Annotated in this window: 16 protein-coding genes and 1 tRNA gene; 9 read left to right on the top strand and 8 right to left on the bottom strand. The window is 42.0% G+C overall.

The window, feature by feature from the left end; all coding sequences use genetic code 11:
- Positions 1-94 precede the first annotated feature (94 nt).
- Positions 95-901 carry a crotonase/enoyl-CoA hydratase family protein gene (locus BCU94_RS00675; protein ID WP_102475359.1) on the top strand — a complete coding sequence of 269 codons (807 nt, stop codon included), beginning with the start codon at positions 95-97 and terminating at the stop codon, positions 899-901.
- Between the two features lie 200 nt (positions 902-1,101).
- Here the strand turns inward: BCU94_RS00675 and BCU94_RS00670 are convergent, their stop codons facing one another.
- Positions 1,102-1,974 (bottom strand): DUF3530 family protein, encoded by an 873-nt coding sequence (locus BCU94_RS00670; protein ID WP_102436662.1) that lies wholly within the window; start codon positions 1,972-1,974, stop codon positions 1,102-1,104.
- A 156-nt stretch (positions 1,975-2,130) separates the two neighbouring features.
- Positions 2,131-5,037, bottom strand: a complete 2,907-nt coding sequence (gene rapA, locus BCU94_RS00665) for an RNA polymerase-associated protein RapA (protein WP_102475358.1) — start codon at positions 5,035-5,037, stop codon at positions 2,131-2,133.
- A 345-nt stretch (positions 5,038-5,382) separates the two neighbouring features.
- Between rapA and BCU94_RS00660 the strand changes: the two genes are divergently transcribed.
- The 3 genes from BCU94_RS00660 to BCU94_RS00650 all read left to right on the top strand — a co-directional run bounded on the left by BCU94_RS00660 (position 5,383) and on the right by BCU94_RS00650 (position 13,279).
- Positions 5,383-6,777, top strand: a complete 1,395-nt coding sequence (locus BCU94_RS00660; protein WP_102436666.1) for a PhoH family protein — start codon at positions 5,383-5,385, stop codon at positions 6,775-6,777.
- A gap of 321 nt (positions 6,778-7,098) precedes the next feature.
- Positions 7,099-10,806 carry a response regulator gene (locus tag BCU94_RS00655; RefSeq protein ID WP_102436668.1) on the top strand — a complete coding sequence of 1,236 codons (3,708 nt, stop codon included), beginning with the start codon at positions 7,099-7,101 and terminating at the stop codon, positions 10,804-10,806.
- 73 nt (positions 10,807-10,879) lie between these two features.
- Entirely contained in the window at positions 10,880-13,279 is a 2,400-nt protein-coding gene (locus BCU94_RS00650; protein WP_102475357.1) for a zinc-dependent metalloprotease, read from the top strand.
- A 124-nt stretch (positions 13,280-13,403) separates the two neighbouring features.
- On the opposite strand, the gene BCU94_RS00645 is transcribed toward BCU94_RS00650, so the two are convergent.
- Positions 13,404-15,212: a protein kinase gene (locus BCU94_RS00645; RefSeq protein ID WP_102436672.1), complete on the bottom strand. Its 1,809-nt coding sequence runs from the start codon at positions 15,210-15,212 to the stop codon at positions 13,404-13,406.
- A gap of 276 nt (positions 15,213-15,488) precedes the next feature.
- Between BCU94_RS00645 and BCU94_RS00640 the strand changes: the two genes are divergently transcribed.
- Together BCU94_RS00640 and BCU94_RS00635 are read left to right on the top strand one after the other, a co-directional pair.
- Positions 15,489-15,845, top strand: a complete 357-nt coding sequence (locus BCU94_RS00640) for a hypothetical protein (RefSeq protein ID WP_076540594.1) — start codon at positions 15,489-15,491, stop codon at positions 15,843-15,845.
- A 164-nt stretch (positions 15,846-16,009) separates the two neighbouring features.
- Positions 16,010-16,672, top strand: coding sequence for a thiopurine S-methyltransferase (locus BCU94_RS00635; RefSeq protein WP_102475356.1), 663 nt, complete (start codon positions 16,010-16,012; stop codon positions 16,670-16,672).
- Between the two features lie 82 nt (positions 16,673-16,754).
- Here BCU94_RS00635 and BCU94_RS00630 read toward each other — a convergent pair whose 3' ends face one another.
- Positions 16,755-17,798 (bottom strand): porin, encoded by a 1,044-nt coding sequence (locus BCU94_RS00630; RefSeq protein WP_102475355.1) that lies wholly within the window; start codon positions 17,796-17,798, stop codon positions 16,755-16,757.
- A gap of 490 nt (positions 17,799-18,288) precedes the next feature.
- Positions 18,289-19,317 (bottom strand): porin, encoded by a 1,029-nt coding sequence (locus BCU94_RS00625; RefSeq protein ID WP_102475378.1) that lies wholly within the window; start codon positions 19,315-19,317, stop codon positions 18,289-18,291.
- A 408-nt stretch (positions 19,318-19,725) separates the two neighbouring features.
- Here BCU94_RS00625 and tcdA point away from each other — a divergent pair, with 408 nt between their 5' ends.
- Together tcdA and BCU94_RS00615 are read left to right on the top strand one after the other, a co-directional pair.
- Positions 19,726-20,520, top strand: coding sequence for a tRNA cyclic N6-threonylcarbamoyladenosine(37) synthase TcdA (tcdA, locus tag BCU94_RS00620; protein ID WP_102436769.1), 795 nt, complete (start codon positions 19,726-19,728; stop codon positions 20,518-20,520).
- 242 nt (positions 20,521-20,762) lie between these two features.
- Positions 20,763-21,374, top strand: coding sequence for a superinfection exclusion B family protein (locus BCU94_RS00615; protein ID WP_102436678.1), 612 nt, complete (start codon positions 20,763-20,765; stop codon positions 21,372-21,374).
- 123 nt (positions 21,375-21,497) lie between these two features.
- Here BCU94_RS00615 and BCU94_RS00610 read toward each other — a convergent pair whose 3' ends face one another.
- A complete protein-coding gene (locus BCU94_RS00610) occupies positions 21,498-21,629 on the bottom strand; it encodes a DUF3149 domain-containing protein (RefSeq protein ID WP_076540587.1) in 132 nt (43 codons plus the stop codon).
- A gap of 262 nt (positions 21,630-21,891) precedes the next feature.
- Here BCU94_RS00610 and BCU94_RS00605 point away from each other — a divergent pair.
- Positions 21,892-21,976 (top strand) — tRNA-Leu (locus tag BCU94_RS00605).
- A 180-nt stretch (positions 21,977-22,156) separates the two neighbouring features.
- Here BCU94_RS00605 and BCU94_RS00600 read toward each other — a convergent pair.
- Together BCU94_RS00600 and BCU94_RS00595 are read right to left on the bottom strand one after the other, a co-directional pair.
- A complete protein-coding gene (locus tag BCU94_RS00600) occupies positions 22,157-23,893 on the bottom strand; it encodes an ATP-binding protein (RefSeq protein WP_102475354.1) in 1,737 nt (578 codons plus the stop codon).
- A 9-nt stretch (positions 23,894-23,902) separates the two neighbouring features.
- The gene (locus tag BCU94_RS00595; protein WP_102436682.1) at positions 23,903-24,436 is read right to left on the bottom strand and encodes a heme NO-binding domain-containing protein; all 534 of its coding nucleotides are present in this window, start codon (positions 24,434-24,436) and stop codon (positions 23,903-23,905) included.
- Positions 24,437-24,753: the final 317 nt, after the last annotated feature.

Here is a 24,753-nt window from a genome sequence, read left to right as displayed (position 1 = left end):
GAATATCAAATTAGCTTAACTATTCGCCAGTAAGCCAATTTATGCTAACGTAACTTCTGGACTGACCAGTTATTATTTATATTAAGGATGAACAATGAATAAGAAGTTAGTGGCGTTAAAAAAACAAAACGGTATTGCTTTTGTGACGCTAAACCGACCAGATAAATATAACGCGCTCAATTATGAAATGTTTAAAGCCATTGATAAAACCATTAAAAATATTAGAAAAGATAGCGAAATTAATGCGGTCATATTATCCGGCGCCGATGGTAATTTCTCTTCGGGCTTAGATGTTAAAGCGATTGCTAAATCCCCCTCCATGATTGCCAAATTGCTGTTCAAATGGCTACCAGGTAATGCCAACTTAGCCCAGCGGGTGTCTATTGGCTGGCAGCGTTTACCCATCCCTGTGATTGCAGTATTAGATGGCTGCTGTTTTGGTGGCGGTATGCAAATTGCGCTAGGGGCAGATATTCGTATTGCAAGTGATGATGCCAAGCTGTCTATTATGGAATCAAAATGGGGCTTAGTGCCTGATATGGCAGGACTGGCAGCGCTTAGACAGGTGATGCCCAAAGATAAGGCCTTAAAAATTACCTATAGCGCAGAAGTGCTATCAGCCGCACAGGCGCTAGATTTTGGTTTAGTGACCGAGAAAAGTTCACAGCCATTGCAGCGTGCTATTGAGCTTGCCGAGCAGTTTATGACCCGCTCTCCTGATGTGAATGCGGCCATTAAAATGAGCATTAATCATAGTTGGTCAGCCTCAACAAGGCGGTTATTAAGTCGTGAGTCTTTAAGCCAAGTTCGCCTGTTAGCGGGTAAAAACCGTATCATTGCCGCTAATCGTGAAATAAAGCAAACCGAGCAAGCTTATCAGTCTCGTCAGCCTTGGTGGTGATAATGAGCGAGTCAGTTGTGAGTTAATCAGCTTTTAGACTAGTGCGGCCAATACTGCATTGCACAAATTTAGTGAATAGCTGAAAGGCCATTGGAGATTGATTATTATGCGATGTTATTGAAAAAATTGAAAATATGCCTTATTACTCAGTCTTAAAATAAGCAAATAGCCATTAAGGGGCAGCAATATGCTGGCCCTTTTTATCGTGCGGTAATGACTTTACTAAAGCCTGCAATATGATGCAGCACTTGCTCCCAACCACTTTGATTATCGAGATTAAGCGCTAATTGATATTGGCGGTAATACTGGCTCGATTTAGCTTTATTGAGTGCTTTTCTGCTAGCACTTTCAGTCATAGATATTTGATGAGCATCGGCTGATTGCAGATCCAGTATTGGGATATCGATTTCTCTGAGCTGTTGGGCAATGGATAAACCGCGATGTTGCGGCGCAATAATCTGCTCATATTCACGATAGGGGTTGATCACCACTAATAAGTCGGGCTTGGCTAGCTTAGCTTCAAAAAGTAAGTTAATGACCATGCCCGCACTATCATCGGTGACGATTAATAGTCTTTTTCCTGGGAACTGCGCCTCAATAGCTTGCAATTGGTCGAGACTGTCCACCATAAGTTCTTGCTGAAAGTTACGCAGTTCAAGTAGTTGGTTTGAGCTAAATTTGGGGGCTTGCTGGTGACGACTCAGGGTTAACTGCGCTTCACCGGCTTTGGGAATTTCTTCGGCGTCAGTGGCAAAATTTGGTCGGTATAAACCTTCAGTGGGTTTTATGCTCAAGCTTGCCCAGCCAAATGCGGGGATCTCATCACGTAAATAGCGAATCAGGCCACTGCCACTGGCGGGGGAATCGGTTGGACCGACGATAATAGCTGCGCCGCGCTGGTGCGGGCCTTGCCAAGGTTTGACCCAAACTGGCTGTTGTTGATCTTGGACGCTGATAAATTGTTTTCCAGCATTAGCAGTAGGCAACTCACTGGCTGCCATAGCATTGTGACAGAAAAGGCTGAGGCTAAAAAGACTGGTAACAGATAAAACAAACAGAGGCTTTAGCAGCAATGTGGCTTCCTTAACGAATCTTGCGATGTCATCACTATAGGCTTGTGCGCTTATGTTTATGAGCTTATTTTTACGCTAAACACTTAAAAAAATGACAAAAAATAGATACAAAAAAGCCCTGAAGTTCAGGGCTTTTTGCTTCGAGTTAGCAGTGTATTATACGTGGCTAACTAATACCATTCTAATAGCGTCAAGTTGGAATTGACTATCATCAATATAGCCATTCAATTCAGCCATTTGATTGCGAATAAAGTCCACTTCAGAATCTCGAATATTCGGATTCACGGCCTTTAGCGCTTCAAGTCGGGTCAACTCACTAGTTAGCTGGGTGGTCATTTTTGCACGGGCTTGCTCAACCAGTTTGGCTAATTCAATTTCAGCCTGTTGCTGACCTTTTGCCAGTAACGGGTGCAAAATAGGTTGTGATGCATTCACAAGCTTACTGGCAATATGACGGTTAACCGCACTTAACTGTTTATCAAAGCTCTTATAATCGACTTTGTCAGCTAAGTTTTGGCCACTTTTATCCAATAACACTCGGATAGGGGTTGGTGGCATATAGCGATAAAGCTGTGATGACTTAGGTGCCGAAACATCAGCCATGTAAATTAACTCAAGGAACAAGGTTCCAGCAGGTAAGGCTTTGTTTTTAAGCACTGCAACACTGGTGGTTCCGGTTTCTGAGTCAGTGATTAAGTCTAACGCCGTTTGCACTAATGGATGCTCTTGGGAGATAAAGGCAATATCATCACGTGATAGGGCAGTTTCACGATCAAATGTCACAGAAATACCATCTTCAGGCAGACCTGGGTACGATGGGAATAGCATGTGCTCACTTGGGCGTAATACGATTGAGTTCTCGCCGCGATCTTCTTGATCCACACCGATAATGTCCCACAAGCGGATCACCGAACCAATTAAGTGGGTATCTGAGTCTCGCTCCGCTAAGCGTTCAACTAACTTTTTAGATTGCTCGCCGCCATGGGAGTTAATCTCTAACAGCTTATCGCGGCCTTGCTCCATCGCTTGCTTAAGTGCTTGGTAACGGCTTTGGGTGCCGTTAAGCAGCGCTGTCATTAGCTCTGGGTTGTCATCGTTGAGTACGTTCATTAGCTCATCAGCAAATTCATTGAACAATACATGGCCACTTGGGCTGGTAAGTTCAAATGAGTTTAAGCCTTGATGATACCAATGCATCAGTCTTTCTTGGGCGGTGTCTTCAAGGTATGGCAAATGAATTTGAATATCATTTTGCTGACCAATACGATCTAATCGACCAATACGTTGCTCAAGTAAGTCAGGGTTGAGCGGTAAATCAAATAGCACTAATTGACTCGCAAATTGGAAGTTACGCCCTTCAGAGCCAATTTCAGAACAAATTAACGCCTGAGCGCCGCCTTCTTCTTGAGCAAAGTACGCGCCGGCTTTGTCACGTTCAATAATCGACATCCCTTCATGGAAAACGGTTGCCTGAATACCTTCACGGGTGCGCAGTGCTTCTTCAAGGCTTAATGCCGTTTCTGCTTGGCTAGCAATAATCAGCACTTTTTTACTGCGATTATCTTTTAAGAATTCAATTAACCAATCGACTCGCGGATCAAACTTCCACCAACTGGCACTATCGGTTTCAAAGGCTTGATACAGTTTTTCAGGGCTTAGAGATTGCTTAGCTTGATCTTGTGCTGATTTTTTCGATCCCATCATGGCATTAACGCGCTCAGCCGTGACGTATTCTTGCGGCATAGCCAGTGGATGCGGATTAAAAATACGGGTCGGGAAGCCACTGACAGAGGCGCGGCTGTTACGGTATAAAATGCGGCCAGTACCGTGACGGTCGAGTAAATCTTGTAATAACTCAGCGCGGGCAGCTTGCTGGGCGTCAGCATCGACATCATCTGCTTGGATAAGCTTAATGCTTGCGCTGATGTCTTTCTCGCTGAGTAATTCGGTTAAGCTGACAACAGCACTGTCAGCTAACTTGTCGTTGGCAGCTAATGCTTCGGCGGCCTCGGCAACGCTTTGATAGCTTTTTTCTTCTTCAAGAAACGCGTTGTAGTCGTAGAAGCGATCTGGATCCAGTAATCGTAAACGAGCAAAGTGACTTTCATGGCCTAATTGATCTGGCGTTGCCGTGAGCAATAACACTCCAGGCACTTCTTCACTTAAGGCTTCTACGATTTGATAAGCGCGACTTGGGGCGGTTTCGCTCCACTCAAGGTGATGGGCTTCATCCACTACCATTAAGTCCCAATCGGCATCGACAGCTTGTTCTAAACGGCGCTTTTTACGTAATAGTTCTAATGAACAAATGACTAATTGTTCAGTGTAAAAAGGGTTGTCGTTATCGGCATAGGCTTCAACGCAGCGATCTTCATCGAAAATAGAAAAACGTAAGTTAAAGCGGCGCAGCATTTCAACTAACCACTGATGGCGCAAAGTGTCAGGCACAATCACTAAGATACGTTCAGCACGGCCAGTCAATAATTGTTGATGGATAATAAGGCCAGCTTCAATGGTTTTACCCAAACCTACTTCATCGGCTAAAAGTACTCTAGGGGCATAGCGACGACCGACTTCATGGGCAATCCACTGTTGATGTGGAATTAAACCAACACGTGGGCCTTGTTGCCCAAGCAAATCTGAGGTGGCAAGTTTATGGCGTAGCATTTGGCTTTGGTAACGAATACCAAAGCGCTCTAGACGATCAATTTGACCGGCAAATAATCTGTCTTGTGGTTTATTAAAACGAATGTTGTGGTTTAGTAAGGTTTCACGCAGACGTACCGTCTCGTTGGTCTCACTGTGGATACCAACATAGGTGACTAAACCATCTTTTTCTTCGACTTCACTGATGGTTAGGCTCCAGCCTTCATGGCTTTCTACGGAGTCACCGGGATTAAAAATTACACGAGTTAATGGCGCTTCACTGCGGGAGAACAAACGGTTCTCATCGGCGGCAGGAAACAATACTGTCACCATACGGCCTTCAACAGCAACCACAGTTCCTAAACCAAGTTCTGACTCGGTATCACTAATCCAGCGTTGACCTAAAGAAAACGGCATTTTTTACTCTCATTCGGGACGGATAAACACAAAGGGCGCGTATGTTATACCAAACGCTACTCAATTTAAATTCTAGCAGTGATTTAAATATTCATCTGAAGGAATTTCACTTTTACGCCAGCGAATTTTTGACATCTTAGTGTCATCTCTGTGCCAACTTTAACAACTTAAACTCGAACCTTTAATCAATAAAATGATATTGAGACTTGATATAATTACTGGCATAGTAAATTTAAGTTTGGTTGAAAATCAATCATGATGATTCGATTATTCCAGCTTATGAACAGGAGTTTATATTGCTTTAATCCCATAGTTACATTTTGTATTGAGCACTCTGGAGGCGCCATGGAACGAGACGACAGAAAGTTGTTTGTACTGGATACCAATGTGTTACTACATGAACCTTTAGCGATATATTCGTTTAAAGAACATGACGTAATAATTCCCATGACTGTGTTAGAAGAATTAGACAATATAAAGGATAGAAAGCACGATATTAGCCGTGATGCCCGGGTCGCGATTAGGGCATTGGAAGACATACTTGGCGGTAAGACCTCGCCGGAACAAATTCTAAACGGCGTTGCACTCCCAAGCCGCGAAGGACATTTAGACGTATCAGGTAGTTTATCTATTTTCCCCGACCATCAAATCGACTTTATCATTGGCGCTCTGCCAGGCGATAATAACGATAATCGTATTATTAACACCGCACTTCATCTACAAAATCTGCATCAGCCTCGTCAGGTCGTATTAGTCACCAAAGACATTAATATGCGCCTTAAAGCTAAAGGGGCGGGTATTGAGCGAGTTGAAGACTATCGCACCGATCAGTTAATTGATGATATTCGCTTTTTGGCGAAAGGCTTTTATCAGTTTGACGGTGATTTTTGGGACAAGGTGGATAAAGTCTCTACTGATAGAGAAGCTGGCAAAGTCGTCCATCAGGTGGATATCGATGCCGTAGGTAACGAGCCCTTCTACAGTAATCAATACCTTATCGATGAAACCTCTGATTTTTGCGGCAAGGTTGCCAGCAAAACCGCAACACATCTTAATATCATCGATTATGGCCGCGAAAGGCTTAATCATTTGCAAGCTTGGGGTGTTAAACCTAAGAATATTTATCAGGGGATGGCGTTAAATGCTTTGCTAGATCCAGATATTGACTTAGTGATCCTCACCGGCCCCGCCGGTTGTGGTAAAACCTTAATTGCCATGGCGGCTGCGCTTGAGCTGGTGGTTGAGCAAAACCAGTACGAAAAAGTCATTGTAACCCGTAACACCCCTGAAATTGCCGAGTCCATCGGTTTTTTACCTGGCACCGAAGAGGAAAAAATGGCGCCCTGGCTTGCGGCAATTACTGATACCCTTGAGGTGCTGCATAAAAATGATGTTAACCCCACCGGCAGCATGAACTACATCATGGAGAAGGCGAACGTGCAGTTTAAATCGATTAACTTTATGCGTGGCCGCTCGATTCAAAATTCAGTGGTCATTTTAGATGAATGCCAAAACCTGACCGCATCACAAATCAAAACCATGATCACCCGCATGGGCGAGGGCACCAAACTAGTGTGTTGTGGTAACTTGGCGCAAATAGACTCAACCTATTTGACGGCGGTGACATCAGGTTTAACCTATATTGTGGAGCGTTTTAAAGACTTTGACGGCAGTGCCAATATTTACCTTAATGGTGTGGTGCGATCTCGCTTAGCAGAGTTTGCTGAAGAGAACTTATAAGCACTTCTGCTTTAAAGTACCGTTTATGGCTACCTGTTAGGTGGCCATTTTTTATTTTTAAGCAATCTGTTTCAACGAGCTCTTTTAACGCGCCTTTTATGTAAGCGGCCAGTTTACGGGTTATTGCCAAGAATAATGGTCAGATTTTTGCTATGTTTTTAGTGGAATGGAGTGAAAAATAAATTAGTCATGTTTTGTGAACATTTATTCGTGTGATTGCGAATATGTTCCTGATAATATGCATAAATAGACATTGTTAGCGTACCTCCTTTTTTACCTTATTAAATATCTACGCTGCTAAGAAAAGCCAAAGGGTTTTCAATGAAATCGACCGAGCCAGAATTACAATTAAAATCGCTTATTCAAAGAAAGTATAACCGAGCCGTTTTTTATACTTATATTGGTGTAATTGTTATGGCACTTTTATCGGCATGGGTATTGTTTGAGCGTGAAAAAACCCAGCTAATTAAAGAGCGTGAAGAGCAAGTATTGCGTCATGTCTTGCAAATTGATTTACTGCTGGAGTCGAGTATCCGTGCAGTAAAAAGCTTACGTAACGTCGCCGTAGATAACTTACGTTTAGGCGAGTTAGTCCGTAAAGATCGCTTACCTCAATACGAAAAATTCAATGAAGATGGTCAATTTTTTACCTTAGAGCCAAGTTATGCCACTAGTGGTGAGCCCTTTACCAATATGGGGCGCATTACCGGTATGGGTACCCTTGATGGCCGCAGCGACAGGTTTTATCAAGAATTAGAAATGCTATTTGAGCTGTCGTTGTCTTTCCCTGTTGCGAAAGAGGCCGCCCCTAAAGCTTCTTCGATTTATTACATATCCAAACAAAGGATCATGTCGTCATTTCCGTGGACCAATGACGAGTACCGTTTTCGAGAAGAGCTGCTTAATAAAAAACAATTCCAACTTGCTACTCCTGCCATGAATCCGCAGCGCAGTGTTTTTTGGCGTGAAGCTTATGTAGATTTAGCCGATCAAGGTTTGTTAACCACCCTAGGTCTGCCAGTATATCTTGAAGATGAGTTTATTGGTTCAATCAATTTAGACATGACTTTGGCATCGTTAGCTAAGCAAATGCGGATGTATTTTAAAATGCCGGGTACAGTGATTTTGCTGGATCAATATAACAATATATTGTCCCACAGTGATTTTGAAGCCAGCGATATGAACCGGGTTTATCATATCAGTCAGCGCATTCCGTCAGAGCTGCATTCTTTGCCTGAATCAGAAATGTTCGATGCCCATGATGGCATACTGCGCAACGGCTACTATATTCACTCAGTCGCGCTGCAAAACCCGCCATGGCGCTTGCTATATCTGCAAGATGAAGACCTGTTATTCCAAGACGCTTGGGATAAGTTAAAAGTGAGTTTCTTACTGGTGGTTTTCGCCTTGTCAGTGCTGGTGACCATTGTTCACTGGCAAACTCGCCGCTCATTCGTTAACCCTGCCTCACGTTTATTGACCCATTTGGAAGAGTGTTCTCGCGAGCCTAAATCGCCACCTGAAAAAATCACTGAAGGTTGGGAGCCGTGGTTCTTGCTGGTGAGTCGTATTTTTGAAGAGAACAAACAATATACCGGTCATCTAGCCGAGCAAAATAAACGTCTGGATAACTTAGTCGCAAGGCGCACCCAACGTTTGCGCGATACTACTGAGCGCCGAGAACGTGAGTTTGCACTATTACGCTCATTGATTGACTCAATCCCAGAGGCGATTGTTTACAAAGATAAAGAAGGTAAGTATTTAGGCTGTAATAAATCGGCTGAGTACATGCTGGGCTGCAAAGAAAGTGACATGATCGGGCAATTGTCCCTTGATACCAGTTACGATCAAGGCGTGCGTAGCCGCGAAGAAGATCAAAAAGTATTAACCGAACGCTCACTGATGCGTTATCAAGAAAAAGCCGATATTGGTGGTAAAACGGTACTGCTCGATACCTTAAAACTGCCATTTTATAACCGCCGCGGCGAGTTATTAGGGCTTATTTCAGTATGGCGTGATGTCACCCGTGAATATGAATCGGCTGAGCAATTACGATTATCTGAAGAGCGTTACCATTTAGCCATGGATGCAGTAGAAGATGGCTTGTGGGATTGGTATTTAGATTCAGAGCAGCTGATTTGTAACCCCGCATTTTATTCAATGCTAGGTTATAAGCCGAACGAATTTCCAGCGCTTATTTCAGCAACGGATGCACTTATTCACCCAGACGATCGCATGCGAGTCGAAGAGTATCGAAGTGCATATGCGCTAAAGCCCAAAGGAACCTATGAGATTGAATACCGTATGCGCTCTAAATCTGGAAAGTATCATTGGGTGCTGTCTCGGGGCCGAGCAGTGGAGTTTGCTGCCGATGGTCAGTCTAAGCGAATGCTGGGTACGCATAAAGATATTACCCGCCAAAAGAGTAACGAAGTGGCCTTGCTTGAAGCTAAGCAAGATGCTGAGTTAGCCAACATGTATAAGAGTGAATTCTTGGCCAATATGAGCCATGAAATTCGTACTCCGATGAATGCCATTATCGGCATGTTGCAATTGGCGCTGCGAACTCAGTTAACCGCTCAGCAAAAAGATTATTTAAATAAAGCGGGATTCTCTGCTCAGTCATTACTGCGCATTATTAATGATATTTTGGATTTCTCTAAAATTGAAGCGGGTAAATTAGAGCTTGAAAGGGTGTCATTCCCACTGGATAAAGTGCTTGATCATGTCATTGATATGAATGCGCAAAAGGCTCAAGAAAAAGGCGTTGAGTTACTACTATATGCCCCGGTTACCGCTGGGCTAATTCTCAGTGGTGACCCTCTGCGTTTAGGGCAAATTTTAGTTAACTTATTATCTAACGCGGTTAAATTTACTCAAAATGGTGAGATTGAACTGGGCTGTGAAGATGTAGGCGAGCGAGATCACCGTATTACCCTTAAGTTTTGGGTACGCGATACCGGTATTGGTATTAGCCAAGAGCAACAAGCGAACTTGTTTGATGCCTTCTCCCAAGCTGATGGTTCTACCACTCGAAAATATGGTGGTACCGGATTAGGCCTGTCTATTAGTAAGCATTTAGTCTCGCTGATGGGCGGCACCATGGCCGTTGAATCAGAGCCCAATCAAGGGAGTACTTTCAGCTTTACCATTAGTTTTGAAATTGCTGAAGAAAATGTGGTTGAGCCATTGGTGGTGCCAAAGCAGTTAAATAACTTAACTACCTTAGTGGTGGATGATAACCCAAGTGCTTTGCAGATATATTCCACCGTGATGCGCGACTTTAGCTTTGGGGTGAAAACCGCGCAAAGTGGTGCACAGGCACTAGATGTTTTAGCCCACAGCCCAATAGATTTATTATTGCTTGATTGGATGATGCCTGAAATGGGCGGCGGCGATGTGATTAATATCATTGATGAAATGGTTGCTGATGGGCGGATTAAAAAGCGTCCGGTGATTATTTTAATGACCGCTTATAGTGCTGAGCCGTTAGAGGCCGAGTTTGATGTCAGTCGTGTGTTTGCTGTTTTGCAAAAGCCTTTTAAAGCATCAGCCTTGTTTGATGAGATTATTGGCGCCTTTGCCGCTGAGCCTCAATTGAATGTAGCGCCTGTGGTTGAAGAGGATTCCGAAGCTGCCAAACAAACCGGATTAGTCTTGCTGGTTGAAGATAACTTTATTAATCAGCAGGTAGCCACCGAGCTACTTAAAAGCGCCGGTTATGAAGTTGAAGTGGCTGATAATGGTCAAATAGCACTAGATATGATCGATACTCGTCCGTTTGATGCCGTATTGATGGATATTCAAATGCCGGTCATGGATGGCTTGACTGCTGCCAGAGAATTACGTAAGCGTTACACTACAGAGCAAATGCCGATTATTGCCATGACGGCCCACGCCATGTCTGGTGACAGAGAGAAAAGTATTCAAGCGGGCATGAATGCCCATATCACCAAGCCGATAGTATTAAATGAATTGTTTGATACCTTAGAGCATTGGATTGACTATAAAAATCAGCAGCAAAAATAACAACAATAATGGCGTCAGTTAAGTCGCCAATAATAACAATTAACCTGAGCACAACAACAAGGGAGAGTGTTGAATGGATCGTAAAAGTATGGCGCTTGCTTCAGTCATGGCATTAACGCCAGTACTCATGGCAACCCCAATTATGACTTACGCTGCGACCTCAGCGGCGCAGAAAGTGATAAAGCAAAGTGACAAAGCCCAAGGGTTTATCAACTTTTATTTCCAAAATAGCTCTGGGGAATTGTTTTTAGAAGCAAACCGACTCAATGAGCCCTTTTTACTGATCAGCAGTTTACCCCATGGCGTTGGTTCTAATGATATAGGCCTAGACCGAGGCCAGCTCGGGCAAACACGCATGGTGCAATTTGAGCGCCACGGTCCTTATATTCTGCTTAAACAGTTAAATACCTTTTATCGGGCATCAAGCGATAACCCAGCGGAACAGCTAGCGGTCAAAGAGGCGTTTGCTGAATCGGTATTATGGCGCGGTAAAGTGGTCGAAGGTAAAACGCCGCTAGTTGCGGTTAATGATCTAATGATTAATGATTTACATGGGGTTTCTCAGCGTTTAGCTGACACTAAGCAAGGCAGTTATACCTTGGATAAATCCCGCTCAGTTATCTTACCCCAAGGAGTTAAGTCATTTGAGCAAAATGCCGATGTCGATGTTTTACTGACTTTCAATAGCGCTAAAGCTGGCGAATTTGTTAAGCAGGTGACTCCAGATGGCAAGTTTGTTTCAGTGCGAATGCGCTACTCTTTTGTGGCCTTGCCAGAAGCGGGTTATCAGCCCCGCGCTTATCAGCCGATGAGTGGTTATTTATCAGATGAGTATTTTGATTACTCTGCGCCTATCGACTCGCCAGTAAGCAAACAATATCTTTTACGTCATCGACTTGAAAAAGTCACCCCAGGTATTGCTCCTAGTGAAGTGGTTAAACCGATTACTTATTATCTTGATCCTGGCGTGCCAGAGCCTATTCGCTCAGCATTACTCGATGGTGGCCGCTGGTGGGAAGAAGCCTTTAATGAAGCAGGCTTTATTAATGGTTTTAAGCTGGAGATATTACCAGAAGATGCCGACCCACAAGATATTCGTTATAACATGATCCAATGGGTGCATCGTGCGACTCGCGGCTGGTCTTATGGCGCGTCAATTAAAGATCCGCGCACCGGTGAGATCATTAAAGGCCATGTCACCCTTGGGAGTTTGCGGGTTAAACAAGACCACCTTATTGCTCGCGGTTTAACTGCAGGTTGGCAAGACCGAGATGCCGCTGCTGAGGCATCAATGGCCTTAGCATTGGCGCGTATACGCCAATTGTCAGCTCACGAGATTGGCCATACCTTGGGGCTAGATCATAACTTTGCCGCCTCAACCAATGACAATGCTTCGGTGATGGATTATCCCCATCCCAACATTACCCTTAAAGGGGATCAAGTTGATATTTCAGCGCCATACGTTGAAGGCATTGGTGAGTGGGACAAGTTTACTATTGCTTACGGCTATGGCGATAAAGCTAATGCTGACGAGCTAGTGAAACAAGCCAGAACAGCAGGATTGCGTTACATTGGTGAAGCAGATTCCCGCTCAGCATCAGCAAGCCATGCCTATGCAAGTTTATGGGATAACGGTAACTCTGCAGCAGCAGAACTAACACGATTAGAGCAAGTGCGCCGCAAGGCAATTGAGCAGTTTAATGCCAATGCCTTACTGCAAGAGCAGCCACTAGGTGAACTTGCCGATGTGTTTGTGCCAATTTACTTACTGACCCGTTTTCAAGTGGATGCCGCAGCGAAGTGGATTGGTGGCAGTGATTATAGCTATCAGCAGCATGGCTCAGCTGAGCGCTGGCATTATTTATCGCCCAAGTTACAAACTGAAGCCTTAAGCTCTTTATTAGCGCTACTATCGGCTGAAAGCTTAGCAGTACCGACTGAAGTCACTGAGTTATTAGTGCCTAAAGCAGGTAATTACCGCAAAACCCGAGAAAGCTTTGATTCTGGCATTGGGGTGTTAACCGACCCCATAGGAATGGCAGAGGTGATGAGCCGCCATGTGGTAAGCCGAATATTAGTTCCAGAAAGATTAAACCGTGTCAATCAAGGCTTTATGGATGATTCAGAGCAGTTATCTGTGGTGAGTCTCATCGATAAGTTATTGGCGAAAACGCTTTTTCAAGATTTACAGCGTGGGCAGTTGTTAGCTGTGCAGATGCGTGTCAATACCGTGGTATTAGATGAGTTACTATCTAGCTACCATAACGACAACACCTCAGCTGAAGTAAAAGCGCAATTGTTAGCGCGCTTAACGTATGCCGAGAAGCAATTAAAGCGCCGTAGCAATCGCGCCAGTAATTATCAAGCTGCCCATTTTGAATGGTTATTGCAAGGTTTAGCCAAAGGGCTTGAGTCAGCGGAGTATCGCTTTATTGCCAAACCTCTAATGATGCCACCGGGTTCGCCAATTTAGTTTTTTGCTATGAACTGCTCGTTATAAGTGCGTGGCTAAAAATGCCCTGTTAAGCCGGTATGCTCGGACTAACAGGGCTTTTTATTGGCAGTAATTTAGCCGATGAGATGACATCTGCAGATAATCACTCTGCTATTTGCTTTGGATTTTTAGGGTAAAAATGATCCGCTTTATGATCAATATGGGAAAACTGACGGGTATTTTTATAAGGCAGTTTCATAAAACCTGAGACCCCATGGCCTTGAATCTTACTGGCATGAAATAAGATTCTATCCAGAGAAGCTCTAAAAGCTGCTTGTTTTCTCGGGTTTAATAAGCGCAAATAACTGTGTATTTTTAGATGGTTAGGTAAGGCTTCAAAAATAATACAGCCGGTATGATGAATTTGGTTTATCCAACCCAGTTCTGTCATGATCTCGGTGGGCAGCTCAAGGTTCTCTTCAGGATCTTTACCATCTTCAAAGTAAGAATGTAGCCGCGAACGGCCTTCTGATGCGGGCACATCACCCACTTCAAAACTTAATTGCGCATCGTTGACCATTTTATATGGCTCAGATGGATTGTTTCGCTCTAAATGTAAGGTGTCTTTAGCGTTAAAAAAGCAGGCTTTAAATACCCCGATACGTCGAATGCCGCGGGCTAAGGTCACCATATTATTGACCGCTTGGATTAACACTTCCTTAGTGTCGGGGTCATAAATAGCAAGGTTAGAGTCGATATAGACGCCGCTTTTACGCCAATGAATGGCAAGGCCTCCCACAATCGGGTATTGGGCTAATTTACCCACTGCGGCAATAAAGCCTTTTTCAGTGTCACCCATGCCCGCAAGAAAATTACGGTAATATTTTTCTAATTGAATATCATCCATCTTCGTAATGGGGTCTTGGGTGTTATGTTCCTTTAAAAATGATTTTCTGGAACTGTAACTCACGGTTTCGACTTGTTTTTGCTTTGGTAAAACCCACAGTGGTATATCTTCAATTAACGGCTGAGCCCCAAGGTGTGGCAAGTGCATACGGTGATTGTGGCGCATGCTCTTTAAAAAATAATCACCGGCTAAATTACGTCTGCTGGGGTCATCGCTAAGCATGCCATCTAAAGTGCGGGCCAGCTCAATGGGTAAACCTAAACTACTGGCGGTGATCACTTTACTGCCAAAGCGGCTAATTTGCCCTGATGCCAGTGCGTATAAGGTGGCTGCCACCCCTTGCTCATCAAATCTTGGACTGGATAACGCCCCATTAAGCTGATCTTCACCGATAAAGTACACATCGCCCATTCTGGCGTTGGTGTGTTGTTGATCGCTCGACATCAAGGACATCACATTGTCTTCAACCGAGTTATTATGCTCATCACGTTGGGCAAACACCGCCGAGCCCCAATCAATGAGTGATAAATGGTCGTTTTCAATGTCATACACTAAATTTGATGGCTTAATATCGCCATGGACTAAGCATTTACCTGTGCGCAGGTAGTACAATAAATTGGCCAATTGCCGTGCAATGCTGATGATCATGGCTATGGGTAACGTCCCCATTCGGTGACAGATTTTATCGAGATCTTCACCTTTGGCTCGCTCCATGACCATAATGCCTTGCTTGCCGACCCGCTCAAATTTGATGGCGTTAGGGACATTAGGGTGCACTAATTGACTGAGCATGAAGGCTTCTTCTTCAAGTCTATCTTGCACGCTTCGTGGCAGGGTAATGCGGGAAAACTTAAACACATGGGATTGGCTAATATCATTGATACCCGCAAACACAAAGCCATAGGCACCTTTGCCGATAAACTCGATATCATGATAACCAAGCTTGCTTAGTTGCTGTTTACATAAACGGATCCAGGCTCGATGCTTACGGGCATCTTCAGCCTTGAGCAGGTAAACTGATTGCTCTTCATTGATATAAAAATGCTGTAACTGCGGTGTTTGCAAAATTAACTTCCTATGTACCAAGGTGCCTGTTGAGTGTATTGGTATTGGCTTATCTCATAAACTCATATTTACACATTGCTGGCAAGCTATTGGATTGATTGAGCCGATTTTTTTTCTGTTTTAGCCTTTATAAAGCAAATTAACCTCACCTAGATCTCAAACCGACCTATCGTAAAAATTAGCTGTTGTAAACTTTGACGTGAGTCAAATTGTTTTGTGCGTTAGGTAGGTAGTATTTAAGTAAGTAAAAATATTCGGTTTAATCAAGGAGTGCTTATGCCTACCATTAACAAAGCGGATTTAATTTCACTATTTCCTTTTCCACGGCAACGTATTTTACAGTCGATGGAAGTTACTCACTGTCCACATGCGGTGTTTTATAATGCCAGTGATGAGCAATGTACTACTTGTCATCAGGGCGAAGAGTGCATTTGGATGAATCATAATGATGAACTGGTGGCCCTTGAGAAAAAATCAGTGGAAGATCTGAAACAACAGTTGTTGATTGCGGTGGACTTTATTGACTCGAATTTGAGCCCACATCATTTATCACGTCGTAATTGTCAATGTGATAACTGCAAGTGGCTTAAAAAAGTTCAGCATGTGCTTCAAGGTAAAGCTGAACAAGAGTAGCAGACATTGCCATTACTGTTGCTTTATAGCTTAGGTTTAGTCAATCAAAGTTGTCGTTTGTCGGGTTCAAACTGTGGTTTACGGGTTTAAGCTTTTTAGTGTTGCATCTCACTTTTAGAGTGATTAGAGTTAGACGCATTATTTACTGACTTGAGTTTATCTACATGGAAGCGAGTTTTTGGCATGAGAAGTGGCAGTTACAACAAATCGGTTTTCATCAGCCGCAAGTGAATCCATTTTTAGTAAAGTATTGGTCTACACTTGCCGTCGATAACAGCGCAGAGGTGTTTGTACCTTTATGTGGCAAGTCATTAGACATGTGTTACCTTGCAGAGCAAGGCCATGATGTTGTTGGCTGTGAGCTAAGCCAAACCGCTGTTGAGGACTTTTTTAGCGACAATAATTTGCCTGTGAGCATGACTTCGCAAGCTGAGCATCAATTTTTTTGTGCTGATCAAGTAACCCTTATTCAAGGTGATATTTTTACCCTACCATTAACGGCGACAAAGTCGATTCAGGCTTTTTACGATCGCGCCGCCTTAATTGCTTGGCCAGAGCAAATGCGCCAGCAATATGCACAACAGCTTGCCAAGTTAATTCCGGCTAAAGTTAAAGGGTTATTGATTACCTTAGATTACCCACAAGCCGAGCTTAATGGCCCGCCATTTGCGGTGAGCCCGCAGTGGATTGAACAATACCTGGCGCCATATTTCGAGATTGAATTACTCGAGTGTGCTGATGTATTAGCGGAAAACCCACGCTTTATTAATAAGAATGTTTCTTGGCTAAATGAAGCGGCTTATTTGTTAACCCGCAAATCATCATAAACTTTTCTCTATTGTTTTAGTGAGCTGCAGACAATAAAAAAGCGACCATCAGGTCGCTTTTCAGTTGTAGACTAACTCGTTGTTAGAAGTCGTAACGCATACCTACACTGAAGACATTATCGTCTTTTAGATCAGTCTTAGTATTAACCACTGTGTAATCACCTTCATACATAGCGTAATGAGCAAACACTAAGGTTGATTTAGCAACGCGATAATCAGCACCAATAGTGATATTTTGCACATTGACATCATCAGGCATTACACCGGCAGTATCTTTTGTTAGGTTCTTGTAATAATTGCCAAAACCTGCTTCATCAGCGCCGTATTCTACTTTCAAGTTTACGCCATTTAAGTTGTAAGCTAGGTTAATAAAGTAAGTATTGCCGTCTTGATCTGAATTAGTCACACTTTCTGAGTTTTGGAATAAACCACCAATTTTAAAATCGCCGGCTTTAAATTGTGCTACTGCGCGGTATGCATCAATACCACCAATGGCTTTGTTATAAGCACCAGCAACATAGTAATTGTGTTTTTTAAGGCCTTTGTCACCAAAGGTCACGCTTAAGGCATATTGAGAGTCATCAGAGGCTTGATTATCTTCCATTAAATAAGTGGCATTAATGGTAAACATGTCAGCAATCAGCGGTGAATAGTACCAAAAACCATCGGCACTACGGGTTTGGCCGCCAACTAAACGATCCATATCGGCATTGGTGTTACCAAAAATATCCACACCACCTTCAGCAGCTTTAAATACGGTATCGTTACGGCCGACTAGCACTGAGCCGCCTTCAGTTTTAATTCCTAAGTAGGTGTTACGCGCTTTGAAAACATCACCTTTGCCAGACGTGTTCTCTACCTGAAATTCCATTTGGTATAGCACTTCAACGCCATCAGTAATTTTTTCACTGCCCTTCACACCCAATAGCGAGAAGTTATTTTCAATGTAAGTGCCACTTTCACCTAGGGTTACACCGTTAGTGCCGCCTTGCAGGGTTGCGCCGGTTTCGGAGTTGGTGATAGATAAATCTAAGCGACCGTAAAAATCAGGACCGTCGGCTAGCGCAGCGAACGAAGTGAGGGTTAAAACCGATACAACTGATGCAGATAATAATGTCTTTTTCATCTTTCATACTCCCTTTAGAACATGATGTTCTATCCCCATTTATATGGGATTGTTTTAGTGGTATTTTTCGCAGAACACTCTGCGTAACAAACTTGTTGCAATATTTGCAGGTTTATCGTTAAAAAGTTGTGGCCTAGATCAAGTTTTTTGTTTTGAGGTGAGATTGGTGTGCAAAAGATGTGATAAATGCTGTGTATTTGGGTTTTGGTTAACACTTTTATAGCGTTATACCTATTTAGAGAGGTTCACATCTAATTAAAAATGCGCTAGCCCAGTAATTTATGAGATCTACATCAGGTTTAGGGATTGCTTAAGTGGGAGCTTTGAAGAGTTGTTATTGCAGTTTTTTTAGCTATTAGGTCATTAAAATCAACCTCTAATGACTAAAACAAAAAAAACGGCCTAAATAGACCGTTTTTAATCATCATATCGGTAGATAAATTAACGCTTAAAAACGATGATTAAGCCGTTAATAAGTCGCTGTGATGAGTTAGAAATCGTAGCGTAAACCCACAGTCACGATATCGTCATTTAAGCTTTGGCTAGTTTGGTTTAGTACCATGTCGCCATCATACTTAGTGTAGTGACCATATACTAAGGTACTTGGGCTAACGCGGTAATCTGCACCAACACTGAACTGGTTGATTTCGAAATCGCTCATGTTTTCAAGGTTGTCAGCGCCAACTAAACGACTTGCATATTTACCTAAACCTGAATCATCGTAGCTATAGCCTGCTTTAATTTTCACGTTGCCTAATAAATAAGCTAGGTTTACTGAGTAACTGTCACCTTCTAGATGCGCTAACTCAGCTTTTTGGCTTTCACTGTTTTGGTATAAACCACCTACAATGAAGTTACCAATTTTACCTTGTACAACAGCACGATATGCTTCGATATCGCTGATACCATCTTGGTAAGCGGCTGCAGCATAGAAGTTATGGGTTTTAAATGCTTTATCACCGATGGTGGCACTTAATGCATACATAGAGCTGCTTTGTGAGTCGTGGTTATCATCAACTAGGTAAGTCGCATTTAGCGTTAGCATGTCAGCAATTTTTGGTGAGTAGTAGCTAACACCATCAGCTTCACGGTTTTGACCAGCAAATAATAAATCGATGTCTGAGTTGGTGTTACCGAATAAATCAAATCCACCTTCTGCTGCTTTGAACACAGTGTCGTTACGACCCACTAATGCAGTACCTGCAACTGTTTTAATACCTAAAAAGCTGTTACGAGCAGCAAAAGTATTACCAGAGTTATCAAAGTTAGAAACGCCGAACTCCATTTGATATAAGATTTCTACGTCATCACTGATTTTTTCAGAACCTTTAACACCTAACCATGAAAAGTTATTTTCAAGGACAGTGCCATCTTTTTGGTTTTGAGTTGCAATACCTTCACTAGAGTTAGTGATTGCAAGATCGGCGCGGCCATAAAAATTTGGGCCATCAGCTAGAGCAGTAAAAGAGGTCATTGCAGTGCAAGATAAAATAGCTGCAGTGATCAGGTTTTTTTTCATCATCTTAATCTTCCTTTGGTAAGGGATTGATTTTTATCAGCTATGCTTGCTGATATTGATAGAAAATAACGACTGGGTTATCAACCTTATCGTTATTCATAGTAATTCCTGTTCTGTGGAGGATATTGCCACAAAAAGTTCATACCAAAGTGTGATCTATGTCACTTTAGGTTGGATTTAATTTATATGTATCATTATGATTTACAATGACTTAAATCGTAGTTAACAGTTTTATTGGTGCGGTTAACTGGCTTTCTTTGTTTTTGCTGCATGTTGCGGGTTTAGGTAATAGGTGTTTCAGTGTGTAACTAGGGTTTAACTAAGGTTTAATTGAGGAATACATTCAGATCTGCGTTGATTTCGTATAAAATACCGCCCCCACATTGAGAGTTTAAAGAGCAATACATGTTGTCTGAATCATACTTAAATCGTTTTGGTGGTATAGGTCGACTATACGGTCAAGCGGCATTGGAAAACTTTGCTAATGCACATGTCGTGATCATCGGTATTGGTGGGGTAGGGACTTGGGTCGCTGAATCGCTGGCTCGAAGTGGTATAGGGCAAATAACACTGATTGATTTAGATGACATATGTGTCACTAATACCAATCGTCAATCTCACGCAATTGCATCCACCATCGGCCAGTCCAAAGTTGAAGTAATGGCGCAGCGAATTATTGAAATTAATCCTGAGTGCGTGGTGAATGAAGTCGAAGACTTTATCACTGTCGATAATTTGGCGGAGCATCTGGGTAGTAAAGCCAGTCCGTTAGCGATTGATTATGTGGTTGACTGTATTGATGCCGTCAAACAAAAAGCGGCGTTAATTGCATGGTGTAAAAGAAATAAGCTGAAAATTGTCACCGTAGGTGGCGCGGGAGGTCAAACCGATCCCACTCAAATTCAGTTAACCGATTTAGCTAAAACTTATCAAGACCCATTATTAGCGAAAGTCAGAAACATTTTGCGTAGAGAATATAACTTTTCAAAAAATGTTGCCCGCAGGTTTGCCGTTGACGCAGTGTTTTCAACGCAACAACTGGTATATCCTCAAAATGATGGTAGCGTCTGCAGTACTAAAAATAGCGCCGATGGCAGTATGAGAATGGATTGTGCGTCAGGCTTTGGCGCAGTGACTATGGTTACTGGCACTTTTGGTTTTATTGCTGCAAGTCGAGTATTAGCCAAATTGGCAGCCAAATAATGTATACAGAATGCCAATATTTTTAAGCTTAACGTTTAGCTTATCAATCTCATTTAACCTATAGCTTAGTTTCGATCTTCATGGCGCATTAAACAGCTTATTTGATGCGCCTAACTGCCGTTGTTTGCTCTTCCCTCTAAATAAGTCATTGCGTTAACTGCTTTTATTCATTTCTAATTTTATTGGCATTGAAATTGCTTTACTAAGTCTAGATTCAAAAATCTGACACTGTGGATAGCATGATGATGAAAATGAAATTAAAGGCTGTAAATTTAGTGAATATCAAACGCGTTTTAGTCAGCACTATGCTGTGGTTAGTGATCGCTTGTGCGGTATTATTAGTTGCACCTCAGCACGTGCTTGAGACGCTTTCTTTGTCGGCTCTGGTGTCAGATTATGGCCATTTTATTGGCTTAGGGCTCATTGTTGGTGCCGCTTTTTTCTTAAGCCAATTATTCACCTTTGTGGTTGACGAGTCGATTGGGATTTTAAAAGAAAAACGCGCTGTTGAAACCATAGAAGCCAAAGTTAAGTTACTCGATCCCGCTGAGCGAGCGTTACTGCGAGAGTTCTTTTTACAGGGAGCGACAATTTTGGCGCTACCGCAAAACGAATTGGCAGTTAAAGGTCTAGTGGACAGTAATATTTTAGAGTTAGTGGGTAATGAGCGTCACTATGCGATTCAAGGACCGACTGCTGAGTATAAAATTTCAATGAAAGCGCGTTTGTATTTAAATCGTGAAGTATTGAGATTACCCGCAGGCGAGCCAAGTAAGGAAGAGCTTAATCACCTTATTAAAGCGCGACCACAGTTTGTAAATGGTCTAGTGCAATCTAGAAAGCATGCCGCGTAATCTAAAAATTAGGTTTAATAAACATAAAAATGGGGGCGAAAGCCCCCTAAAGAAACAAATAACAAATAACAAATAACAAATAACAAATAACAAATAACAAAAATTATAGAAGGAGGGTAGTAACTATTCCTTAGGAGCAGATTTCACAATAAACATCCACATCATGTAAGACATGATCCCCATGGTGCAGAAGATAACAATCATTGACAGCAATCCGATTGCGTTACCAAACATTAAATCTAACCAAAAAGCCATAATCATTATCCTTTCATTGTAAAACTAGCTTTAACATACTATTTTCATTTTTTAACATTTATGATCTTGATCAATAAAGTCAGTGCTTTTTAATGGGGAAGATTTATTAATGTCGATTAGCGCAAATTTACTCTACTTGAATGAGATTTAAGCTATTGAGATTGATTTGATCATTTTGCTTATGAAAGGGCTTGCCATTGTCATTGGCCTAGGTATAATTCCGTCACTCAATTGAGCCAAGCTTGATTGACTACAATATGATGCCAGCGTGATGAAATTGGTATACATGGGGGATTCAAAATCCCCTGTCGAAAGACGTGTCGGTTCGAGTCCGACCGCTGGTACCATCTCCTCTTTGAGGATAAAACCGACGTAAGTCGGTTTTTTTGTGCTTGAAATTTACCAAGCCAGGTTTAATTTCCTAATAGTAATTGTGTTGATTTCGTTCATTTCGTTCATTTCGTTCATTGCGTTCATTGCTTTGTTGTATGAGACACAATTACCCGCTAAAGCGCTAGCTTCGAAAGCTAAATATCATAGTGTTGTAGCCCATAGCTCCATTTTTTTAACGCGGCCTCCAACTCTTTAAGTTTATAAGGTTTGTGTAAAATGTCATTCATGCCTGATTCAACGCACTCAGCGACTTCAGTGGATGTTGTGCCAGCCGTTAGTGCAATTATCGGTTTAGTATAACCCTGTTTACGTAAGTACTTTGTTGTTTGAAATCCATCTAAAATGGGCATACGGCAATCCATTAAAATGATATCAAATTCATTATTTTTTAAGACTTCAAGGGCTAGTTCTCCATTATCAGCGAACTGATAGTTAATGCTAAATTTATCTAGCATCATCCCTAAAATAACTTGATTGGTCTTGATGTCTTCTACGGCTAAAATGCGTAGATGATTGATACTGTGAGTATTCCTGTTTACCTCAATAACACTTTGGTTATTTTCTACGGCAAGTTCAAGGGGCAGCTTAACGGTAAACTCTGTCCCTTTATCAAGGGTACTGACGAAGCTGACCTCACCATTCATCAATTCAATCAACTGCTTACAAATGGATAGCCCTAAACCTGTTCCTTCAAACTTTCTTTGGCTAGAGTTATCGACTTGGGTGAAGGGCTCAAATAAGCTTGCTTGCTTATTTTGGGGGATGCCGCAGCCTGTGTCAGAGATAATAAAAATCAATGACGTGTCTTGCCATGATGTGTGTAGATGAATCGATCCTTGATTGGTAAATTTAACTGAATTGCCGATTAGGTTAATTAGGATTTGTTTAATCCTGTCTGCATCCCCAAGCAGGGTGGTAGGTATTGATTGGTCATTTTCGCAACTGAATGTCAGTCCCTTGGCTTTGATTTTCTCAGTAAAAATTTGTTCTATGGTATCAATTAGGGTTTGCGGGCTGAAAGTGGCTAATTTCAACTCAAGCATACCAGCGTTCATTTTGCTGATATCAAGTAAGTCATTAATAATAACTCGAAGCATTTCTCCCGCTTGATGTACGCTCATGAGTAATTTTTTTTGGTAGCTGGTAATGGAGGTGTCCTCCATGAGCTCCGCTGCCCCAAGTAAGCCATTTAAGGGGGTTCTTAATTCATGGTTAATCATTGCCACAAAGTCACGGGTCGACTTTTCAGAGTGTTCCGCTCTTATTTTTTCCTTAATGGTTTTGTTAAGTAATAATTGGCGCTGAAAAGAGGCACTTATCATATCGGCAATTAAACAGTACTGTTTTTCAATCACGCGATGCCAGCTTTCTTGAGGGCTGGTACGGAAAATAAAATGTAATCGGCCCACTTTTTTAGGTCCAAATTGCAGATATACTACTAGCTCGGTTTTATCTTGATTCCATTGGAAGTTATTTTTCGGGGTTGGAAACTCATCAAAGGTGGTTGCTTCACCGGATTGTAAGTGTTCATTTTCTAATATATCCAAGCTGGAAGACAGCCGGATTGCTTTAATACTGGCAGTATCCATCAGATCTTCAAGTAATTGTTGGATCACCTGCTCACTGGGAGGGACTTGTAATAACTGCGAGTTATAATGTGACAGGGTGGATTCTAATTTATTGATGAAGATCAGCAGTTGTTCATCTTGTTCAGCTTGTTTTTTTGCAACAACTAAAGAGTCTTCCACAAGTAATTTTGCGAAATACAGTTCGGTACTTTTTTCTTCCAATAGCGATTCAGCTGCTTTGCGAATTTTAGTTTCTCGTTGAATCTTTTTCTTAAGCAGTTCTATTGTTTTTTCACTATCCATTTATAAAGCCTAAACTTTGGTCAATGTAAAGCGAACCTGAGAACCGTCCGCTTGAATCGGTTTCATTTGGATATCAATTTTTTCATTATAATATTCAGCGCAGCCTTCAATGAGGCCAAAACAAACATGAGAAAAACAACGGGCAGAAATATAATCTAACACCATGTCATATTCACTGCTTGAAATAAGGTCAAACTTGGGTGGCTTTGCATCGCCGTAAAGCTTTTTAACTTCAAGATGAATATATTCTTCGACTTGGGTAATAAATTGAAAAGTCGAGCTCGAGTTAATTTTAAGCTCTGGCATACTGTCTAGTAAATTAGTGAATACTGATTTACCATATACAGCCTGTAATTCTTCAATACTGATACCTGTTATTTTACTCAAAGAGATAATCAGTTTTACTAAATCCTTATGATCGTAGGTGCCAGCGGAGGTATACACTCCTTCATCTGCATTTTCATCAAGTATTTCTTGGCATACTTCTAAACCAAATGTGCTTTCAACAAGTTCTAAAAACTCAGAAAAAATAATACCCTTCATAATCATCCTTAATTAATGTCTTTGTATTGAGTATAGGCATAAAATGACATTACTCTGCAGTTAATCGCAGTTTTTTTAGATAAACAGGAATGTTGTAAAACTATTCTGATACTCGGGCGAACTGATTTCGTCAGCGATGAAACTTAGCAAGGTTAGTTATTATTGGGGTGATTGCTCAGACAAGCTCTGAGTCTTTAATCCTTTCAATCGTGACCTATGTGGAATGGATGCGATCGCGTAAATAAAGTTGAATAATAGTGTTCTTATTTTCAGCTAATGAAAAAGGATGCCAAGGCATCCTTATTTGTTTCATCGGC

This window comes from Shewanella sp. 10N.286.52.C2 (assembly GCF_002874545.1).
In the GTDB taxonomy this organism is placed as follows: domain Bacteria; phylum Pseudomonadota; class Gammaproteobacteria; order Enterobacterales; family Shewanellaceae; genus Shewanella.
This window is presented reverse-complemented; position numbering and strand designations above follow the sequence as displayed.